Origin of the sequence: Nocardia sp. NPDC050712 (assembly GCF_040654295.1) — a bacterium.
GTDB lineage: Bacteria > Actinomycetota > Actinomycetes > Mycobacteriales > Mycobacteriaceae > Nocardia.
On sequence record NZ_JBFAHT010000006.1, the window covers coordinates 482,532 to 505,453 of the forward strand.

Sequence of the window (22,922 nt, forward strand, 5' to 3'; positions counted from 1 at the left end):
TGCACCTACTTTTCTTCTGATTGGAAATGTGCACAAGTCAGAGCAACGCGGCAACCATACGGGCCTAGGGGTTCGGGACAACAGAGGTCACTGCCACGCCCTCGGCTCCGCGCAGCAGTTTATCCAGAACCGGCCCGATATCGCTCAATGCCTCGGGCTGAGTCATGAATTCGTGCCGAGTCGGAATCGGGTGGTCGACCACCGCGGCGGCATAGGGCCGCCAGGCCGCGATCACGTCGTGGGTGCGGCGGTCGTCGGCGGCGGCGCGGAAGTACTCGATCGTGCCGTCGAACACGCCCGGCTCGTAATCCTCGGTCAGACCCACCGAGCGCATGGCGCTGGTGTAGACCCGCCGCAGCCGGTCCTGGGTCAGGCCGAGCATGTCGGCCGGGATCTGCTCGTGCAGCTTCTCGAAGTCGGCCGCGGACAGCACATCGAGCTGATCGATGTCCAGGCCGGTGATGCCGAGTTCGGCGAGCATCTCCGCGGTGCTGGTGCGCCAGGTGGTCAGGTCGAAACTGTGGTCGCTGTCCAGCAGGGCCAGCAGCGCCACCTCGCGACCCGCGCCGCGCACCCGCACCGCGATCTCGTGCGCGAGCACGCCGCCGAGCGACCAGCCGAGCAGGCGGATCGCGCCGCTCGGCTGTGCCGCCAGGATCTCGGCGGTGTAGCGCTCGGCCATCGCGTACAGCGATTCCGGCGGCGGCCCGTCCTCGGACAGGGCCGCGGCCTGGATGCCGATGATCGGGCGCTGCTCGTCGACGTACTGGGTCAGGCCGGTGTAGCACCAGGCCAGGCCGTACATCGGATGGATGCAGAACAGCGGATCCTCGGTGCCGCGGTTGCGGATCGGGAGCAGCAGGCCCAGGGCCGCGTCGGATTCGGCGTCGTAGTCCAGGCCGCCGTCCTGGGCCTCGGCGATCCGCGCGGCCAGGGCCTGCACGGTGGAGCCGAGGAAGAAGCCCTGCACCCGCAGTTCCACGCCGGTACGCGCGCGCAGCAGGTGCACCGCCTGGCTGGCCACCAGGCTGGTGCCGCCGAGGGCGAAGAAGTCGTCGTCGAGACCGACCCGCTCGATATCGAGCACCTCCTCGAAGACCCCGGCGACGGCGCGCTGCACGGCGGTGACCGGTTCGCGGAAAGCCCGTGCGGTGAATTCCGGGACCGGCAGCGCCTTGCGGTCGAGTTTGCCGCTGGCATTGAGCGGCAGCCGATCCAGGGTGACCACCACCGACGGGACCATGTAGGCCGGCAGGCCGCGGCGGGCGTGCTCGATCAGGCCGGTCTCGCTGAGCGTGTGCCCGGCCGCCGCGACGACGTAGGCGACCAGCCGATCCGGATCCTTGACCACGGCCACGGCGGCGTGCCCGACCGAATCGTGCTGCAGCAGCACGGCTTCGATCTCGCCGAGCTCGATGCGCTGGCCGCGCAGCTTGACCTGGAAGTCGGCGCGGCCCAGGTACTCCAGGCCGCCGCGGGTCAGGCGGACGATGTCACCGGTGCGGTAGAGCCGCTCCCCCGTCCCGTGCGGACTGGCGACGAAGCGTTCCGCCGTCAGCGCGGGCGCGCCGAGGTAGCCGCGCGCCAATTGCACACCGGCTACATACAATTCGCCGGGCGCGCCGACCGGGACCTGACGCAGCTGCCGGTCCAGCACGTACACCCGGGTGTTGGCCACGGGTGTGCCGATCGGGACCGCGGCGCCGCCGTCGGAGGCCCGGGTCCAGTAGGCGGTGACCACGGTCGCTTCGGCCGGGCCGTACCAGTTGTGCAGGGCGCCGGGCAGTGTCGCGCCGAACCGGGCGACGGTCGAACCGCTCAGCGCCTCACCGGCCGCGAACACCCGAGCCGGGGTGGCCGGGAGTTCCGCGCCGAGGTCCAGGAACGCGTCGAGCATGGACGGCACGAAGTGCACCGTGCTGACCTGCTCGGCCGCCATGATCTCGGCCAGGTAGCGCGGATCGCGATGCCCGTCCGGCGCCGCGACGACCAGGCGCGCGCCGGTCTGCAAGGGCCAGAACAACTCCCACGTGGAGATGTCGAAGGTGATCGGCGTCTTGTGCAGCACCACGTCGTTGGTGTCGTGTGGGTACACCGTTTGGGCCCAGCGGAATTGGTTCACCATCTGGCGGTGGGTGATCATCACGCCCTTGGGGCGTCCGGTGGAGCCCGAGGTGTAGATGACGTAGGCCAGGTTGTCCGGGCTCGGCTCGGGCAGGTCGGCCGGGATCGGCTGGAGCGAAGCGATGTCGAGAACTTCGATGCCGGTGTCGGTTTCGAAGCCGTCCGCGGCGGTGGTCAGCACGAACCGCGGCCGCGCGCCCGAGAGCACGTGGTCGTTGCGTTCCACCGGATGGTCGGGGTCGACCGGGACGTAGCCCGCGCCGGCCTCGAGCACCGCGTAGATCGCCACCACCAGGTCGATGGAGCGGCGCATGGCCACCGCGACCAGGGTTTCCGGGCCGGCGCCGTGCTGCACCAGTGCTCCGGCCAGGCTGCGCGCGCGGTAGCGCAGCTCGGCGTAGGTCAGGGTCTCGGCGCCGAAGGTGAGTGCCGGTGCGTGCGGTGTGCGGGCGCACTGCTCGTGGAACAGCGACACCAGGGTCGCGTCGGCGGCCAGCTCCGGAGCTTCGGTGTCGTTGAGCGAACCCAGGATTCGGCTCTCCGCCGTGAGCAGCAGGCTGGTCTCGGCCAGCGTGCGACCGGGCGCGGAGACGAAGCCGGTGATCAGCATCCGCAGCCGCTCGGCGACCGCGTTGGCGACGGCGGTGTTCAGCATCGACCGCTGGTGCAGCACCTCGACGTGCAGCTGCGCGTCGAGGTTGATCAGCACGGTCAGCGGATAGTGCGTGTAGTTCACCGCTTTCAGGTCGGCGACGGCCATGCCGTCGATGCTGTTGCTGGCCTGGGCCAGCCCCTCGGTGTCGACCGGGTAGGACTCGAAGGCCATCAGCGAGTCGAACAGGTTGTCCGTCCCGAGCCGGCGCTGGATGTCGGCCAGGCCGACATAGTGGTGATCCAGCAGCGCGGCCTGCTCGGATTGCAAGCGGCTCACCAGTTCTCGCGCCGTCCAGCGCGGGTCGAAGCGCACCCGCACCGGCAGCGTGTTGACGAACAACCCGACCATCTCGTCGACGCCGTCCAGCTGCGGCGGCCGACCGGAGACGGCCGCGCCGAACACGGCTTCGTCCCGGTCGGTGCAGCCGGCGATGACCAGCGCCCAGGCGGCCTGCACGACCGTGTTGACGGTGACGCCCGAGGAGGTCGCGAACGCGGACAGCGCCGTGGTCTCCTCCGGTGTCAGCTGGAACTTCGTCGAGCCGACGCCCTCGCCCGGCACCGGCGGTGTGGGCAGCGCGGGCGCGAGCGGCGTCGGTTCGAGCCCGGCCAGCGCCTCGGTCCAGGCCCGCAGCGAGGCCGCGGGATCCTGGCGCGCGAGCCAGGCCAGGTAGTCGCGGTAGGGCCGCACGCGCGGCAGCACGGTGGCGTCGCCGCGGGTGGCGTAGAGGGTGAGCAGGTCCTTCATCAGCAGCGGCATGGACCAGCCGTCGACCAGGATGTGGTGCGTGGTCAGCGTCAGGAAGCTGCGGCCGGACAGTGTGCGGTGCATGGCGAAACGCACCATGGGCGCGGTCGCCGGATCGAAGCGGCGCTGCTGTTCGGCGGCGAGCACGTCGGCCAGCTGGTCGTCGGGGACGCCGTCGATGGCCTGCCACGGCACCTCGACCTGGTCGAGCACCAGCTGCACCGAGGTGCCGTCGGCGGTGCTGACGAACGCGGTGCGCAGGTTGGCGTGCCGGTCCACCACGCCCTGCGCGGCGCGCTGCATGCGGTCGATGTAGATGCTGCCGGTCAGCTCCAGGGTGAACTGGACGATGTAGTCGTCACCCTGCTGCCCGTCCGCGGCGGCGCTGAGTTCGGTGAGGAACAGCAGCCCCGCTTGCAGCGGCGAGAGCGGCAGCACGTCGGACAGGCTCGGGTAGGCGCGCTGCCAGGTGTCGATCTCGGACTGGGTGACGTGCACCAGCGGCACATCCGACGGGGTCAGGCCGCCGGAGGCCGGGTGCTCGGCGTGCCAGGCCAGCGCTTCCAGCGCGGACAGCCAGTCCTGCGCCAGTTCGCGCACCTGCGCCTCGCCGATGACCTCGGCGGCGTAGAGGAAGGTGACGTCCATCCGGGGGCCGTCCTCGCCGTCGTTGACGATGGCGTTGATGTCGACCACCGCGCCCGCGGGCATGGCCTCGTCCTGGTCCGGATTGTGCTGTCCCGCTTCACCGGTCGGCATCCAGCCGAGCGCGGTGAGCCCCTCGGGCACACCGCCCGCGGAGACCCGGCCGAGGTAGTTGAAGCTGATCTGGCCCAGGTGGTCCGGGAGCACCCCGGCGGTCTCGGGGTCCAGGTGCTTGAGCAGGCCGTAGCCCAGGCCCTTGTCCGGCACCGCGAGCAGCTGTTCCTTGATCGCCTTGATCGCGTCGCCGGTGGCCTCGCCGCCGTCGAAGGCGGCATCGATGTCGACCTGGCCCAGGTCCAGGGCCACCGGGTAGACGTTGGTGAACCAGCCGATGGTGCGGGTCAGGTCGCTGCCGGGCAGCACCTCCTCCTCGCGGCCGTGGCCTTCGAGTTTCACCAGGGTGGCCGGTGCGCGGACGCCGCGGCGGGCCCGCCAGGTGTAGGCCGCCAAGGCGAGCGCGGTCAGCAGGCCGTCGTTGACGCCGCCGCGGTAGAGCGCGGGCACCTTGGTGAGCACGGTCTCGGCGATCGCGGTGGGTACCTGGATCTGTACCCGCTGCACGGTGGCTTGAGTATCGACGGCCGGATCGAGCGCGCGGCTGCCGAGCAGCGGATCCGGGGTGGCCAGCACGGATTTCCAGAAATCCAGCTCGGTGCGGCGGCCGGCCGCGAGATCGGCCAGCCCGTGCGCCCAGCGCCGGAACGAGGTGCCGTTGGCGGGCAGAGAGACCGGTTCGCCGGCCAGCCGCTGCGACCAGGCCACGGCCAGGTCGGGGATGACGATGCGCCAGGAGACGCCGTCGATCGCGTAGTGGTGCGCGGCGACCACGAGCAGATCCCGCGCGTCCGGCCGGTGCAGCCAGGTGAACGCCAGCATCTTGGCCGCACCCGGATCCAGTTCCGACACCGTGGCTTCCATCGCCTCGCGGGCGATCCACTGCAGATCCTCGTCGCTCACGTCGGCGGGGACATCGGTGCGGGTGATCAGGTCGGCCATCTGCAGCGCGCCGACCGGCAGGGTCTCGAAGGTCCACTGCCCGTTCACATGCCGCACCCGGGAGCGCAGCACGTCGTGATGATCGATGACGGCCGCGATGGTCGCCACCAGCCCGGCCTCGTCGATGTCCTCGGGCAGGCCGAGCATCATGGACTGGAAGAACCGGTCGAACGCGCCGTGCCGCAGGTACTCGGCGAGCACCGGGGTGAGCGGCACCTCGCCGATGCCGCCGCCCGGAAGTTCTTCCAGCACTACCGCTTCGGCCGCCTGCGAGGCGACCTGCGCCAGGCCGGCGACGGTGCGCTGTTCGAACACATCGCGCGGGCTGAACACGATGCCCGCGGCCTTGGCGCGCGAGACCAGCTGGATGGACAGGATCGAGTCGCCGCCGACAGCGAAGAACGAGTCGTCCACGCCCACCTGCTCCAAGCCGAGCACCTGGGCGAACAGCGCGGCGAGGCGGGCCTCGATATCGCCGATCGGTTCCCGCGACACCGTGGTCGCGAAGACGGGTTCCGGCAACGCCTTACGGTCCAGCTTGCCGACCGGGGTCAGCGGGACCGCGGCGAGCACCATGATCGAGGACGGCACCATGTAGGCGGGCAGCCGCTCCTCGACGTGCGCGGTCAGCGCGGCGGTGTCGATCGAACGCCCCGGCGTGGCAACGACATAGGACACCAGCGAGGCGGCCCCGGCGGCGTTCTTGTGCCCGACGGTGACCGCGAAGTCGACGGTGTCGAAGGAGGCCAGGGCCGCGTCGATCTCGCCGAGTTCGATACGGAAGCCGCGGATCTTCACCTGGAAATCGGAGCGGCCGACGTATTCGACCTCGCCTGTCGCGGTCCAGCGCACCACGTCACCGGTGCGGTACATGCGCTCGCCCGCGACATACGGGTTCGCCACGAAACGCTCGGCGGTCAGGCCCGGCCGGGCGTGGTAGCCACGCGCCAGCTGAATACCCGACAGATACAGCTCACCCGCGACGCCCGCCGGCACCGGCCGCAGCCCGCCGTCCAGGATCAGCGACTGCATGCCGCGGATCGGGCCGCCGATGGTGACGGTGGCTCCGGGCGTCAGCGGGTCGCTGATGTTGGTCATGATGGTGGTCTCGGTCGGACCGTAACCGTTGTGGAACGCGCAATCCGGCAGTGCCGCCGCCCATTTCGCGACCAGTTCGGGCGGGCAGGCCTCGCCGCCGGCGACCACGGCGCGGAAGCTGTCCAGGCCCGCCGGATCGAAGGTGGCCAGCGCCGACGGCGTGATGAACGCGTGCGTGACGCATTCCTTGCGGATCAGCTCGTAGAGCTCCTCGCCGCCGTACATGCGCGGCGGGGCGATCACCAGCGTGCCACCGCGGACGATGGCCAGCAGGAATTCCAGGATCGAGGCGTCGAAGCTCGGGGACGCGAAATGCAGTGCCCGCGAATCGGAGTCGAGGTGGTAGCGCTCCAGCTGCTCGACGCTGAAATTGGCCAGGCCGGCGTGGGTGACCAGCACGCCCTTGGGCACGCCGGTGGAGCCGGAGGTGTAGATGACGTAGGCCGGATGCGCCGGGCGCAGCGGGCGGACCCGGTCGGCGTCGGTGATCGGGGCGCGGTCCAGATGCTCGGTCTCGAGATCCTCGAGCACCAGCCACCGCACCGTGTCGGGCAGGTCGTCCCGCACCGAGGCGACCGTAATGCCCAGGGCCGAGCCGGAATCGGTGACCATGTGCGCGATGCGGTCGGCCGGATAGGTCGGGTCCACCGGCACGAACGCGGCGCCGGTCTTGGACACCGCCCACGCGGCGAACACCGATTCCGCCGAGCGCGGGATGGCGACCGCGACCAGATCCTCGGCGCCGATGCCCGCCCGGATGAGCAAGCGGGCCAGGCGGTTCGAGCGCTCATCCAGCTCGCCGTAGGCCAGCGTGGTGTTGCCCGAGACCACCGCCGGGGCGAACGGATTGATCGCCGCGGCCTCGGCCAGCAGCTCCGGCAGGGTGCGCGCGGGGACCGCGGGGAGTCCGGTGCGCGCGATCAGGTCCGCGCGCTCGGCGGCGTCGAGCACCTCGATGGCGCCCACCGCGATCGACGGATCGGCGGCGATGGCCGCGAGCACCCGCTGCCAGCGCTGCGCGATCGCCGCCGCGGTCGCCGCGTCGAACAGATCGGTGGCGTAGGACAGCCGGCAGCCCAGCCCCTCGGGGCTCTCGTGCACGGTCATCGAGAGGTCGAACTTCTCCACCTCGGGGTCGAAATCGACGGTGCCCGCGGTCAATCCGGGCAGCTCGAAGGAGCCGCCGGGCAGATTCTGGAAGGCCAGCATCACCTGGAACAGCGGGGTGCGCGCGGTGGAGCGCTCCGGGTCGAGCACGTCCACCAGCCGCTCGAACGGGATGTCGGCGTGCGCGAACGCGGCCAGGTCCTTCTCCCGCTGCCGGGCCAGCAGTTCGGCGAAGGACTCCCCCGGTTCCAGGGTGCTGCGCAGCACGACGGTGTTGACGAACATGCCGATCAGGTCGTCGATCGCGGCGTCGCCACGACCCGCGACCGGCGTGCCGATCGCGACGTCGTCGGCGTTGGAGAGCCGGGACAGCAGCACGGCCAGCGCGGCGTGCACCACCATGAACAGCGTGGCGTTCTGGGCGCGGGCCAGCTCGGCGAGCGCGTCGCGCACCTCGGCGGCGATCACGAAATCGACGGCGCCACCGTGGAAACTGGGTGTGCCGGGGCGCGGGCGGTCGCCCGCCACCGTGGATTCCTCGGGCAGCCCGGACAATTCGCGCTGCCAGAACTCGATCTGCTTGGTGGCCAGCGATTCCGAGTCGTCCTCGGCGCCGAGCACGGTGCGCTGCCAGACGCTGAAGTCGGCGTACTGCACCGGCAGCGGAGCCCAGCCGGGCGCCGAGCCGTGCGCGCGGGCGGCATAGGCGCCCATGAAATCGCGGGTCAGCGGGCCCATCGACCAGCCGTCACCCGCGATGTGGTGCACCACGAACACGATCACGTGGTCTTCGGCATCACCGTCCACGCGCAGCAGCGCGACCCGCAGCGGCACCTCGATGGCGACATCGAAGCCGGTGTCGACCAGCGCGGTGACGCGGTCGATCAGTTCGGCGGCGGGCACGTCGACCGGCGCCAGCGCCGGCACCGCCGCCGCGGCGGGCTGAATCGCCTGGATCGGACCGGCCGGGCCCGAATCTCCCGAGCCGACACCGGTTTGCGGGTAGAAGGTCCGCAGGATCTCGTGCCGGGTGATCACATCGGCCAGCGCCATTTTCAGCGCGTCCAGGTCGAGCGCGCCGGTGAGCCGGACGGCGACCGGGATGTTGTAGGCCGCGGACGCGGTGTCGAACTGGTTGAGGAACCACATCCGCTGCTGCGCCAGCGACAGCGGAATCCGTTCCGGACGCGGCCCGGCCACCAGGGCGGGGCGCGCGCCGGTGGTGTCCGCCGAGGTCGCCAGCCGGGCGGCCAGCGCCTCGACCGTCGGCGCCTCGAACAGCAGGCGCACCGGCACCTGGGTGTCCAGGGCCGCTGCCAGCCGGGCGGTCACCCGGGTGGCGCTGAGCGAGTTGCCGCCGAGCGCGAAGAAGTCGTCGTCCACGCCGACCTGCTCCAGCCCGAGCACCTCGGCGTACACCTCGGCGACGGCCTGCTGCTGGGTGCTGACCGGTGCCCGGTACAGCGAGGTCTCGAAGACCGGCTCCGGCAGCGCCTTCCGATCGAGCTTGCCGACCGGGGTGAGCGGGATCTCGTCGAGCACCATGATCGAGGAGGGCACCATGTGCGCGGGCATCCGCTGCTGGGCGTAGCCGGTGAGCGCGGCGACCTCGACGGTCTGCCCGGGCGCGGCGTGCACATAGGACACCAGCATGATCGTGCCGCCGGCCGACTTGCGGCCGACGGTGACCGCGAAGTCCACGCTCTCGTGCTCGGCGAGCACGGCGTCGATCTCGCCGAGTTCGATGCGGAAGCCGCGCACCTTGACCTGGAAGTCGTTGCGGCCCACGAACTCGATCTCGCCGCCCGCGGTCCAGCGGACCACGTCGCCGGTGCGATACATCCGCACGCCGGGCAGCCACGGGGTGGCGACGAACCGGCTCGCGGTCAGGCCCGGGCGCCGGTGGTAGCCGTTGGCCAGCTGGTCACCGGCGATGTAGAGCTCACCGACGACGCCGGCGGGCACTGGGTGCAGGCGCTCGTCGAGCACCCACTCGGTGATGCCGCGGATGGGGGCGCCGATGGTCAGGTCGGTCCCCGGCTCCAGCGGCTCGCTGAAGTTCACGATGATCGTGGTCTCGGTGGGGCCGTAGGCATTGTGGAACTGGCGGCCGTCGATGGCCCAGCGCCGCACCAGATCCGGCGACCAGCTCTCGCCGCCGGTGAACACCGCCCGCAGATCGGTCAGCCCGGTGGGGTCGATCGAGGCGAGTGCCGCCACGGTGATGAACATGTGGGTAACCCGCTGGGCGCGCAGCAGTTCGGCCAGATCGGCGCCGCCGTAGACGTCGGTCGGGACGACGACCATGGTGCTGGCGGCGCCGGTGGCGAGCAGCAGCTCCAGGACCGCGCCGTCGAAGCTCGGGGTCGCGGCGTGCAGGGTCCGCGATTCCGGAGTGAGGGTGAACCGTTCGCACTGTTCGGCGCTGTAGCCCGCGAGCCCGGCGTGCGTGACGGCGACGCCCTTGGGCACGCCGGTCGAGCCGGAGGTGTAGACCAGGTAGGCCACGTTCGACGCGCGCAGCGGGCGCACCCGCTCCGGATCGGAAACCGGTGCGGCACTGCGCTCCTCGGCATCGATACTGTCGAGGTCGAGCCACTCGATGGTGGCGGCCCCGTCCGCCGGGACCAGGGAGACGGCCGCGGCCTTCACCGTGAGGCCCAGCGTCGCACCGGAATCGGCGAGCATGTGCGCGATCCGCTCGGCCGGATAGTTCGGATCCACCGGCACGAAGCCCGCACCGGACTTCGCCACCGCCCAGAACGCGAGCACCGATTCGATCGAGCGCGGCACACCGACCGCCACCAGGTCACCCGGGCCGACCTCGCGGGCGATCAGCTCACGGGCCAGACGCGAAGAGCGCGCGTCCAATTCGCGGTAGGTCAGGGATTCCTCGCCGCACAGCACGGCGATCCGATCGGGTTCGCGCGCGGCGGCCGCGGCGAGGATGTCGGGCAGCGTGCCGGTCACGGATACGGCCGGACCGCTCATCCGGGCGAGCCGGTCGGCTTCGAGATCGGAGAGCAGCCGCAGATCACCCACCGCGGTGGCGGGGTCGGCGACGATCTCGCGCAGCAGCCGGACGAACCGCTCGGCGAAGGTGCGGATCGTGGCCGCGTCGAACAGGTCGCGGGCATAGCTGAGCTGGCCCGCCATGCCCTCGGCGCCGCCCGCACCGCCCTCGGCGATGTTCAGCTGCATGTCGAAGCGCTCGATGTCGACGGGCGCGTCCAGGCCGCGGATGCTGAGGCCGGGCAGTTCGAAATCGCCGGCCGGCAGGTTCAGGAAGGACAGCGCCACCTGGAACAGCGGGGTGCGGCCGGTGGAGCGGACCGGCGCGAGCACGTCGACCAGCTGCTCGAACGGGATGTCCGCGTGCGCGAAGGCGGCCAGATCGGCTTCGCGCTGCCGGGCCAGCAGCGCGGCGAAGGGCTCGGCGGGATCGAGGTGGCTGCGCAGCACCACGGTGTTGACGAACATGCCGATCACGTCGTCGAGTTCGGCCGCGCCGCGACCGGCGACGGGGGTGCCGACGGCGACGTCGTTGCGGCCGTTCATGCGGGCCAGCAGTACCGCCAGCGCGGTGTGCACCACCATGAACACGGTGGCGTTGGCGGAGCGGGCCAGGTCCTTCAGGCCGTGGTGGGTCCGGGCGTCGACCCGGAAGCTCACCGCGCCGCCCTGATAGGACTGGGTGGCCGGGCGCGGCCGGTCCAGCGGCAGCGTCGATTCCTCGGGCAGCTCGGCCAGCGCGGACTGCCAGAAGCCGAGCTGCGCGGCAGCGGTCGACTCCGGGTCCTCCGGTGCGCCGAGCAGCCCGCGCTGCCACAGCGTGTAGTCGGCGTACTGCACCGGCAGCGGCGCCCAAGTCGGCTCGGAGCCTTGGGATCTGGCGGCGTAGGCCACCATCACGTCGCGGGTCAGCGGGCCCAGGGACCAGCCGTCGGCGGCGATGTGGTGCACGACCACGAGCAGGACGTATTCGTCGGGGCGGTCCGCGAGCTGGAACAGCGACATCCGCACCGGCACTTCGGCGGCCACGTCGAAGCCGGTCGCGGCGAGTTCGGAGACGCGTTCGTAGAGCTCCGCTTCGGGCAGCACGATCGGGCCCAGATCCGGGGTGGCGTCGGCCGGCGCCAGGATGACCTGGGTCGGCCCGTCGGCGGTCTGCGGGTAGACGGTGCGCAGGGTTTCGTGGCGCACCACGATGTCGGCCGCCGCCGCGCGCAACGCCTCGATATCGAGGTTGCCCGACAGCTGCACGGCCACCGGCAGGTTGTAGGCGGCCGCGGTGGGATCGAACTGGTTGAGGAACCACATCCGCTGCTGAGCCAGCGAGAGCGGGATCGGGTCCGGTCGCGGGCCCGCGACCAGCGGCGGGCGGCCACTGTCGTCGGCGACCTCGATGCGGGCGGCCAGCGCGGCGACGGTGGAGGCTTCGAACAGGGTCCGGACCGGTAGGCGGGTGTTGAAGGCCGCGCCCAGGCGGGCGGCGACGCGGGTGGCACTGAGCGAGTTGCCGCCCAGGGCGAAGAAGTCGTCGTCGCGACCGATCCGTTCGGCGCCGAGGATCTCGGCGAACACCTCGGCCACGGCCGCTTCCATCGGGGTGGCGGGCGCGGCGAAGGCGGTGGTCTCGAAAACCGGTGCGGGCAGCGCTTTGCGGTCCAGCTTGCCGGAGGTGTTCAGCGGGAGTTCCGGGAGCAGCATGACCGTGGCGGGCACCATGTACGGCGGTAGCGCCTCGGCCAGCGCCGACCGTAGCTCGACCGGATCCGGCGCGGCGCCCGGCACCGCGACGGCATAGCCGACGAGCTGATCACCGGTCGGGCCGGTGGCCACGACCACCACGGCCTGGCTGACCGAATGCTGGGCCAGCAGCGCGGTTTCGATCTCGCCGAGCTCGATGCGCTGGCCGCGGAACTTCACCTGGAAGTCGGTGCGGCCGAGGTATTCCAGGCGGTGCGGGGAGTCGCGCCACAGCACCAGGTCACCGGTGCGGTACATGCGTTCGCCGCGCCCGAAGGGGTTGGCCACGAAGCGATCCGAGGACAGGTCCGGGCGGCGTACGTAGCCGCGCGCCAGCTGGACACCTGCCAGGTAGAGCTCGCCGGGGACACCGGCGGGTACCGGCTGCATGCGCGAATCCAGCACGTAGACCTGGGTGTTCCACTGCGGGACACCGATCGGGACGGTGCGCACGTCGGAGACCGAAGCGGGCCAATAGGTCACCGAGACAGCGGCTTCGGTGGGACCGTAGAGGTTGTGCAGGGGTGCGCCGGACACGGTGCGCCACGCGCCGACGGTTTCCGGCGGGAGCGCCTCACCGATGACGAAGACGTGGCGCAGCGACGGATAGGCGTCCCAGTAGCGCTGCGGGGAATCCTCGCGGCGGTTCGGGGACCGGCGCGAACCGTCGGCCGCGAATTCCGCGGTGTGCGCCGCGAACACGGTCAGCATCGAGGGCACGAAGTCGGTGGCCGTGACCCGGCCGGTGACCAGGGCCTCCTGGACGTACTGCGGATCGCGGTGCCCGTCCGGCGTCGCGACCAGCAGGGTCGCGCCGACGCGCAGCGGCATGAAGAAGCCCCACAGCGACACGTCGAAGGTGGTGGCGGTCTTCTGGAGATAGACATCGTCCGGGCCGAGCGGGTACTCGGCCAGCATCCAGGTGATCTGGTTGTGGATCGCCTCGTGCGAGATCGCGACACCCTTGGGGCGACCGGTCGAACCCGAGGTGAAGATGACGTAGGCCAGGTGCTCCGGACGGATCGGCGCCGAAAGTTCTTCGGGGCGAACGGGTTCGGCGTCGAAACCGGACAGGTCCGCGGTGTCGAGCAGGATCGTGCGCGGCCCCGCGGGCAGCGCCGCGGCGGCGTCGGTGGTGCTCAGCACGCAGACCGGTTGCGCCGTCTCGAGGATATGGCCGATGCGCTCGGCCGGATGGTCCGGATCCAGCGGCACGTAGGCGCCACCGGCGGTGATGATCGCGTACATGCCGACCACCAGGTCCAGCGAACGCCGGACGGCCAAGCCCACCAGGGCTTCCGAGCCGACGCCCTCCGAGATCAGCAGCCGGGCCAGCCGATTCACCCGCTCGTCGAACTCGCGGTAGGTCAGCCGGGCGCCTTCGAACTCCAGCGCGCGGGCGTCCGGGTGCGCGGCGACCGCGCGCCGGTAGCCGTCCAGCAGCAGCTCCGGGGCGACGCCGCGATGCGTGTTGTTCCAGCCGAGCAGGATTCGATTGCGCTCGGCGGGTTCCAGCACCTCGATCGCGCCGACGGGCCGCTGCGGATCCGCGGCCACCAGCGCCAGCAGGCGGGTCAGCCGGTCGGCGAACTCGGCGACGGTGGGCTCGTCGAACAGATCGATGGCATAGGTGAACAGCGCCGACAAACCGCTCGGCGCGCCGTCGCGATCCTGCGGCACCATGGTCAGCTGCAGATCGAACTTCGCGAGCGCACCGTCGAAATCGACGACCTCCGCGGCCAATCCGGGCAGTTGCAGCGTCGCGTTCTCCATGTTCTGGAAGAACAGGGCCACCTGGAACAGCGGGTGATGCGCCTGCGAACGGACCGGATCGAGCACCTCCACGAGCCGCTCGAAGGGCAGCTCGGCGTGCGAGAACGCCGCCAGATCGGTTTCCCTGGCCTGCGCCAGCAGCTCGGCGAAGGAGGCGCCCCGGTCGATCCGGGTGCGCAGCACCAGCGTGTTGACGAACATGCCGATCAGGTCGTCGAGTTCGCGTTCGCCGCGGCCCGCGACCGGCGTGCCGATGGCGATGTCGTCGGTATTCGACAGGCGCGCGAGCAGGGTCGCCAGCGCGGCGTGCACCACCATGAACAGCGACGCGCCGGACTCCTGCGCCAGCTCGTCGAGCCGTCGGTGCGTGTCCGCGGGAATCTCGAACCCGTAGACCGCGCCGCGACCGGTGGCGACCGCGGGCCGGGGCCGGTCCGCGGGCAGATCGATGCGCTCCGGGACGCCGGCCAGAGCCGTTCGCCAGTAGGCGATCTGCTCGGCCGCGATGGAGGCCGGGTCGTGCTCGTCGCCGAGGATCTCGCGCTGCCACAGCGTGTAATCGGCGTACTGCACGTGCAGCGGCGCCCAGCTCGGAGCGGCGCCGGAAACCCGGGTGACGTAGGCGGTCATCAGATCTCGCACCATCGGCGCGACCGAGGCGCCGTCGGCGGCGATGTGGTGTACCACCACGATGATCACGTGCTCGTCGGGGCTGAACCGGGCCAGGCCCATCCGCAACGGCACCTCGGTGGTGACGTCGAACCCGGTCAGCGCGTAGCCGAGCAGCCACTCCTGCAATTGGTGCTCGGCCACCGGCTGCGGGGTCAGGTCGGGCAGCACCCACAGGGTGGGCTGGATCGACTGGTAGCCGGTGCCGTCCACGGCCGGGTAGAGCGTGCGCAGCGATTCGTGCCGGTCGATCAGGTCCGCGACGGCGGCCTGCAGGGCTTCCACCTGCAGCTCACCGGAGAGCCTGATGGCGAACGGAATGTTGTTGGCGGCCGATTCCGGATCGAAGCGGTTCAGGAACCACATGCGCTGCTGGGCCAGCGACAGCGGGATCCGCTCGGGCCGCGCCATCGGCTTCAGTTCGTGGCGGCCGCCGGAACCCTCGAGTTCCAGCAGCCGCTCGGCGAGCCGGGCGGCGGTGGGCACCTCGAAGAGCAGGCGGGCCGGAATCTGCGCGTCCAGGGCCGCGCCCAGGCGGGCGATCACCCGGGTGGCGATCAGCGAATTGCCGCCGAGCGCGAAGAAATCATCGTCCGCGCCAATGGGATTCGGCGGATCGAGCAGCTCGGCGTAGACGGCCGCGACCAGGGTCTCCAACCGGCCCTCCGGCGCGCGGAACTCCTCGGTGCGCAGCTGCGGCGCGGGCAGGGCGCCGCGATCGAGTTTGCCGACCGGGGTCAGCGGGATCTCGTCGAGCACGGTCAGCGTGGTCGGGACCATGTGCTCGGGAAGCCGGCGCGCGGCGAAGCGGAGTAGCTCCTCGGCGTCGATCCGGTGGCCTTCGGCGGCGTGCGCGTAGGCGGCGAGAATGGTTGCACCCGTATCCAGGTCGTGACCGACGGTGACCGCGAAGTCCACCGACTCGTGTGCCGCGAGCACCGCGTCGATCTCACCCAGCTCGATCCGGAAACCACGGATCTTGACCTGGAAGTCGTTGCGGCCCAGATACTCCAGCTCACCGGCCGGATTCCAGCGGACCAGGTCGCCGGTACGGTACAGCCGGGAACCGTTGGCGTCGAACGGGTTCGAGACGAACCGCGCGGAAGTCAGCGACGGCCGCTGATGATAGCCGCGCGCCAATTGCGCACCGGTGATGTACAACTCGCCGACCACACCGTTCGGCACCGGCGTCAGCCGGTCGTCCAGCACATATTCGGTGATCGCCCGGATCGGGCCGCCGATCGTCACCGTCTCCCCCGGCACCAGCGGCGCGGAGATGTTGGTCATGATCGTGGTCTCGGTCGGACCGTAGCCGTTGAAGAACTCGCGGCCGGATCCCCAGCGCCGCACCAGTTCCGGCGGGCACGCCTCGCCGCCCGCGACCACGACCCGGAACTCGTCCAGCTCGGCCGGATCCACCGACGCCAGTGCCGCCGGCGTGATGAAGGCATGGGTCACCCGCTCGCGCCGCAACAGCTCCGCAAGCTCGGCGCCGCCGTACACGGTCGGCGACACCACGACCATGGTCGCCGCACCACCCACGGCCAGCAGCAGTTCCAAGACCGACGCGTCGAAGGACGGGGACGCGAAATGCAGTGTGCGCGAATCACTCGTGACGCGGTAGCGGTCACGCTGCTCGTCGCTGAAACTCGATAGACCGGCCTGGGTGACGACCACGCCCTTGGGCTTGCCCGTCGAGCCGGAGGTGTAGATGACATAGGCCGGATGCTCGGCCCGCAGCGGCCGGACCCGGTCCGCGTAGGTGACGGCGTCGGTCGGCTGCCCGGCGAGCGCGAGCACCTGCTCGGAGCTGTCCAATTCCAGCCACGGCACCGAATCGGGCAGGCGATCACGGTGAGCGGTCTGCGTCAGGCCGAGCACGGCGCCACAGTCGGCGACCATGTGCTCGATCCGGTCCTGCGGGTAGTTCGGGTCCACCGGGACGAAGCCCGCACCGGTCTTGGCAACCGCCCACACGGCGACAATCGACTCCACCGACCGTGGCACACCCACCGCGACCAGATCCTCGGGTCCAACCCCGCGATCAATCAGCAAACGAGCGAGGCGGGTGGAACGGGTATCGAGGTCGGCATAGGACAGCTGGGCCAGGGTCTGCTCGGCGTCGGCGAAGGACACCGCGACACCGCCGGGATTCGCCTCCACGGCGGCGCCCAGCAGTTGCGGCAGCGTCTTGACGCGTGACCGCTGAGCGCGGGATGCGGGACGCGTCCTGGTCGGCCGGGTCATTTGCCCACCGGTCCTGTCAGCACGTAGCGGCAACCCAAGTCGACCCGAACCATGAAGCAGCTTCCCTATCTCTCCAGCAATCAGTCGGCAATTGTGCTCCCCTAGACACCGCGACCATCTGGAACAGCATCGTAGAGATACCGGGCGCTCGTTACCACATTGCCTGGACCGGCCCACCCCTCGAGACGACCGCGAGCGTCGCTGCCCGGTAAACAGGGTTGCCACTGGCATGCTGGGTCGGTGACAATTCGGACACTTGGCAAGTCATTGCTGATATGCACAGGATTGCTGATGGCCGCCTGCTCGTCTACGAACGGCGGTTCTAGCGGCGGGGTGGTGCTCTCGGAATCCGATTTCCCGGCGGGCGAGAAGACCATGGATATACCCGATGACCAGGTACGCGACCGCATGACGGACGTTTTGTCGGTGCAAGCCATCGATTCGGTCACGCCCGCGGATTGTCAGGGCCGCGTCGACGACATGACCGACCAGGCCGAGAAGGTGACCGCCGACGCGAATTTCGCCGCGGCCTCCGGCGGCACGCCGCCCTCGGTCTACTTCGAAGCCGTCTCCAAAACCAAGGTCGACCTCGCGGTTTTCAGCACGGCCGTGGACAAGTGCGCCAGCATGCAGGTCACCAGCACCAGCCCGGATCGCCAGCACCTCAGCTCGAAGGTCACCCTGGAACCGCGCAAGCCGCCGGCCGGGCTGGACGGCGTCGACGCCGTCGCCTACCGGACCACCACGGTCTCCTCGGTTCCCGGTTTCGGCGCGTTCACCATCAAGGCCTATCTGGGCTGGGCCATCGTCGACAACCAGACCGTCACGGTGCGCGCCGCCGTGCAGACGTCGAACTTCGACGAGGCGGCCGCCGAAAAGTTCTTCGTCGCCGCGGTCGACAAGGTCCGCAAGAAGTAGTCAGCGGTACTGTTCGGCCAGTTCCGGGAGGTGGGGCGCGTTCAGCGCCCGCTCCCGGGCATAGGCCTGGAAACTGGTACGGGCCTGGTCCAGGGTCATGCCGAGGGCGGTCTCCACGAAAACCCGATCGCCGGCCACCAGGATGAAGTCGTCGGTGGTGATCAGTACCGCGACCATGTGATCGGTGGAGGCGAGCAGCACATCGGCCTTGCCGGGCCAGCGCCAGTCGGCGATGTCCTCGAGATTGGCCAGCACCGCCTGGTCCTCTTTACTCTTGCCGAGTCGCTCGGTGGTCAGGCCGTAGATCTGCTCGTACCCACCCCAGGAGAAGCCGTTGAGGATGTGGGCGGCGCCCTGATCACTGGCCAGTTTGCTCACCGCCGGGCCCGGCACCACGAAACGGCCGGAGCGCGTGGCCCATTCGGGCTCGAACTCGCGGGCCGAGGCCAGCAGCAGATCCCGGAGCCGGGCGCTTTCCTCCCTGGTCAGATTGTGCATGCCGCGCCCTTCTGCTCGGTCCACACCGGAACGGCAATCGAACCATGCGGTACGCAACTGGTCCGGCACCGTCACCGGTGTGGCACCGAGATGGCTACCCGGCCGCCAGCAGCGCGGCCAGCAGCGGCCCGAGCACGGTCAGCACCTCCGGCGAGGTGAGCTGCTCGTGCTTGGCGGCGATCGGATGGACGATCAGGTCACCGTCGATATGCGGGCGCCACGCGTCCAGCACGTCGTTGCCCTCGGCGCTGAAGTAATCGACCCGGCCGCGGAAGACGCCCACCTCGAACGAGGATTTCAGCTGGATGGCGCGGGCGGCGTTGCGGTAGATCCGCCGCAGGCGGTCCTCGGTGAGGATCGACAGTTCCGGGGGAATGCTCGCGTGCAAAGCCGCCACGGCCGCCGCGCTGAGATCGTCGCTGTCGTCGGTGACGATCACGGCGTCGGGACCGGCACCCAGCTCGGCGAACATCTCACCGATCTCGGCGCGGAACTCGGCGATGTCACCCGCGACGCGACTGTCCAGCATGGCCAGGGTTTCGACCTGCGCGCCCTGCGCCTGGAGTTCGACCGCGATCGCGTGCGCGAGCAGGCCGCCCATCGACCAGCCCAGCAGGTGATACGGCCCCTCCGGCTGCGCCGCCCGGATCTCGGCGACATAGCGCCGCACCAGGTCCGCGAGCGAATCCGGCAGGAAATCGGGTTCCGACCAGGCCGGGGACTGCACGCCGATGATCGGGCGATCGACGCTGATGTAGCGGGTGAAACCCGCGTAGGGCCAAGCCAATCCGGACAGCGGATGGATGCAGAACAGCGGGCGCCGGGTGCCGCCGGCACGGATCGGCAGCAGTACCCGCAGCGCCGCCTCCGAGTCCTCGGTGTAGTCGAAACCGGCCGACAGCGCCGCCACGATCCGGGCGCTCAAGGCCTCGACGGTGGAATCGGTGAAGAACCACTGCACGCGCACCTCGGCGCCGGTGACGGTGCGCAACCGGCTCACCGCGCGGGTGGCCGACAGCGAGGTGCCGCCGAGTTCGAAGAAGTCGTCGTCCGCGCCGACGCGGTCGACCTCGAGGATCTCGGCGAAGACACCCGCGACGGCCCGCGCCAGCGGCGTCGCCGGTTCCCGGTACTCGCGTTCCACCAGTTGCGGCGCCGGCAACGCCCGGCGATCGAGCTTGCCGGCCGCGGTCAGCGGAATCTCGTCCAGCACCACGACGGCCGCGGGCACCATGTGCGCGGGCAGCCGCTCGGCCGCGAACGCGGTGATCTGGACCGGATCGAGCGCGCGGCCGCCGACCGGGCGCACGTAGCCGACGAGCATCTGGTGCCCGGCCGGGCCGGTGCGGCCCAGGGTCACCGCGAAGTCCACGTCCGGGTGACCGCGCAGGACCACGTCGATCTCGCCGAGTTCGACCCGGAAACCGCGCACCTTGACCTGGAAGTCGGTGCGGCCCAGGTATTCCAGGTCTCCGGCGGAGTTCCAGCGGACCAGGTCGCCGGTGCGATACATCCGGCTGCCGGGTCCGGCCCACGGGTTCGCGACGAAACGCTCGGCGGTCAGATCCGTTCGGTTGAGATACCCGCGGGCCAGCGCCGGGCCGGACAGGTACAGCTCGCCGGCGACACCGGGAAGCACCGGATGCAACCGGGCATCGAGCACGAATGCCGAGGTGCCGGGCACCGGGCGGCCGATGGTGATCCGCTCCCCGGCCGCCAGTTCGGCATAGGTGGCCACGATGGTCGACTCGGTCGGCCCGTAGGCGTTGAGATAGGTGCGCCCCGGCTGCCACCGGGCCAGCAGGTCCGGGGTGGTGACATCGCCGCCGGCGTGGATGACCTCGAGATCGCCCAGGCCCGCCGGCTCCATGGTGGCGAGCACGCCCGGCGGGATGATCGCGTGCGTCACGCGCTCCGCCCGCATCAGTTCGCTCAGTTCCACGCCGCCGAGCACCGCGGCCGGCGCGATGACCAGCGTCGCGCCGTTCGCGAAGGCGCTCAGCCATTCCAGCACCGACGGATCGGCGATCGGGTTGCGCACGTGCAGCACCCGGTGCCCGGCGGTCAGGCGGTACCGCTCGGTCGCGTGGGCGAGGAGGTTGCCCAGGCCGGCGTGGGTGACGATGACGCCCTTCGGCCGGCCGGTCGAGCCGGAGGTGTAGATGACATAAGCCGGGTGCTCGGCGCGCAACGGCGCGATCCGGTCCCGGTCGGTCAGCGGCGCCGCCGACTGCCCGGCGCATAGTCGGGCGAACTCGGGATCGTCGAGCCGCAGCCACGAGAGGCCCTGCGGCACTTCGATGCCCGGCTCGGTCAGCGACAAGCCGAGGACCGCGCCGGAATCCGCGAGCTGATATCGCACGCGGTCCGCGGGGTGCGCCGGATCGATCGGCACGTGCGCGCCACCGGCCTTGGCCACGGCCAGCACCGCGACGACCAGCTCGTAGGACCGCGGAACAGCCAGGGCCACCGTCTTTTCCGGGCCGACACCGTGCGCTGCCAGCACCCGGGCCAGCCGGTTCGACTCGGCGTCGAGTTCCCCGTAGGTGATAGTCCGGCCCGCGTAGCGCACGGCCGCGCGGTCCGGTCCGGACTCCAGGCCACGAGCCAGCAGCTCCGGGAACAACCCGCCGGTCTGCTCGACCGACACCCGGGTGAGCGCGGCCTGCTCGGCCGCGTCCAGCAGTGGCAGATCGCCGACCGCGGTGCCCGGCTCGGCCACCACGGCTTCGAGCAGGCGCACGAAGCGCCGGGCGAAGTCCTGGACCGTCGGCTCGTCGAAGAGGTCACGCGCGTAGGTGAACTCGGCGAGCATGCCGATGTCCGCGGTGTTCGGACCCGCCTCGCGAATCGTCAAGGAGAGGTCGAACTTCGAGATGTCGACCTCGAAATCGACCGCGCCGACCCGCAAGCCGGGCAGCTCGAAACTGTCCTGCGGCAGGTTCTGCAGCGACAGCGACACCTGGAAGAACGGGTTGCGGGCGGTCGAACGCTCCGGAGCCAGCACCTCCACCAGGCGCTCGAACGGAATGTCCGCGTGCGCGAACGCCCGCAGGTCGGTGGCCTTGGCCTGGGCCAGCAGCGCATCGAAGCCGAGCTCGCCGCGCACCTCGGTGCGCAGCACCAGGGTGTTGACGAACATGCCGACCACGTCGTCCAATTCGGCCGCTCCGCGTCCGGCGACCGGGGTGCCGATGGCGATGTCGCCGGTGCCCGACAACCGCGCCAGCAGCAGCGCCAGCGCCGCGTGCAGCACCATGAACGTGGTTGCGTTGTGCGCCCGGGCCAGCTCGTCGAGCCGGTCCCGCAGCGCCGCGTCGACGGTGAAGGGCACCTGGCCGCCGGCGAAGGATTGCAGGCGCGGCCGCGGCCGGTCGACGGGCAGGTTCAGCTGGTCCGGCAGGCCCGCCAGCGCGGTCCGCCAGTAACCGGCCTGGGCCGAGATCAGGCTGCCGGGATCGGATTCCGAGCCGAGCACCTCGCGCTGCCACAGCGCGTAGTCCGCGTACTGCACCGGCAGCGGCGCCCAGCCCGGCGCGGCGCCCGCCGACCGGGCCGCGTAGGCCAGGACGACGTCGCGGATGAACGGCCCCATCGACCAGCCGTCCGCGCTGATGTGGTGCGCGACGACGACCAGGACGAATTCGTCCGGGGCGTCGGTGACCCGCAGCAGACCGGCCCGCAGCGGGACCTGGGTCGTCACGTCGAATCCGGCCGAGACCAGTTCGACGATCCGCGCCCGCAGCGCGCTCGCGGCCACCGGCTCCGGCGTCAGTTCCAGGGTGGCCTGCTCGGCGGGCAGGATCACCTGGTGGGCGGTGCCGTCGGTATCCGGGTACACGGTGCGCAGCGCCTCGTGCCGGGCGATCACGTCGCCGAGCGCCGCGCGCAGCGCGGGCACATCCAGGTCGCCGGTCAGCCGGACCGCGCCCGGCACGTTGTAGACCGCGGAGTCCGGGTTGAACTGATTGAGGAACCACATCCGCTGCTGGGCCAGTGACAGCGGAATCCGCTGCGGGCGTGGGCCCGCCGTGAGCGCCCGGTGCCCGCTCCCCGCGTGCCGCTCGACCTCGACGGCCAGTCCGGCGACGGTGGACGCCTCGAAGAGCGCGCGCACCGGGACGGTGGCGTCCAGCGCCGCACCGAGGCGGGCGGCCACCTGGGTGGCCAGCAGGGAGTTGCCGCCCAGGTCGAAGAAGTCGTCGTCGGCGCCGACGCGGTCGGCGCCGAGCACCTCGGCGTAGACCCGCGCGACGATCTCCTCGATCGGCGTGGCCGGGGCTCGGAAGCTGTGCGCCTCGAACTCCGGCTCCGGCAATGCTTTTCGATCCAGCTTGCCGTTGACGGTGCGCGGGAGCTCGTCGAGCACGACGAAGGCACCGGGCACCATGTAGGACGGCAGTGCGGCGGCGAGCGCCGACTTCACCTGCGCCACCTCGATATCCGCGCCGACCAGGTAGGCCACCAGGCGATCGCCGGTGCGCGGATCGGACTTCGCCAGCACCGCGGTCTGCGAGATCTCCGGCAGGGCAAGCAGTGCCGCCTCGATCTCGCCGAGTTCGATACGGAAACCACGAATCTTGACCTGGAAATCCGTACGACCCCGATACTCCAACTCACCAGCAGCGTTCCACGC

General features: G+C 70.6%; 4 protein-coding genes. 1 reads left to right on the plus strand and 3 read right to left on the minus strand.

Annotated features, from left to right (window positions below; translation table 11 throughout):
- Window positions 1-64 precede the first annotated feature (64 nt).
- A complete protein-coding gene (locus tag AB0H76_RS37580) occupies window positions 65-16,870 on the minus strand; it encodes an amino acid adenylation domain-containing protein (RefSeq protein ID WP_357332191.1) in 16,806 nt (5,601 codons plus the stop codon).
- 408 nt (window positions 16,871-17,278) lie between these two features.
- Between AB0H76_RS37580 and AB0H76_RS37585 the strand changes: the two genes are divergently transcribed.
- Window positions 17,279-17,788 (plus strand): hypothetical protein, encoded by a 510-nt coding sequence (locus AB0H76_RS37585; protein ID WP_357332193.1) that lies wholly within the window; start codon window positions 17,279-17,281, stop codon window positions 17,786-17,788.
- Here AB0H76_RS37585 and AB0H76_RS37590 read toward each other — a convergent pair whose 3' ends face one another.
- Together AB0H76_RS37590 and AB0H76_RS37595 are read right to left on the minus strand one after the other, a co-directional pair.
- Window positions 17,789-18,310, minus strand: coding sequence for a hypothetical protein (locus tag AB0H76_RS37590; RefSeq protein ID WP_357332195.1), 522 nt, complete (start codon window positions 18,308-18,310; stop codon window positions 17,789-17,791).
- 70 nt (window positions 18,311-18,380) lie between these two features.
- A complete protein-coding gene (locus tag AB0H76_RS37595; protein WP_357332197.1) occupies window positions 18,381-22,901 on the minus strand; it encodes an amino acid adenylation domain-containing protein in 4,521 nt (1,506 codons plus the stop codon).
- Window positions 22,902-22,922 lie beyond the last annotated feature (21 nt).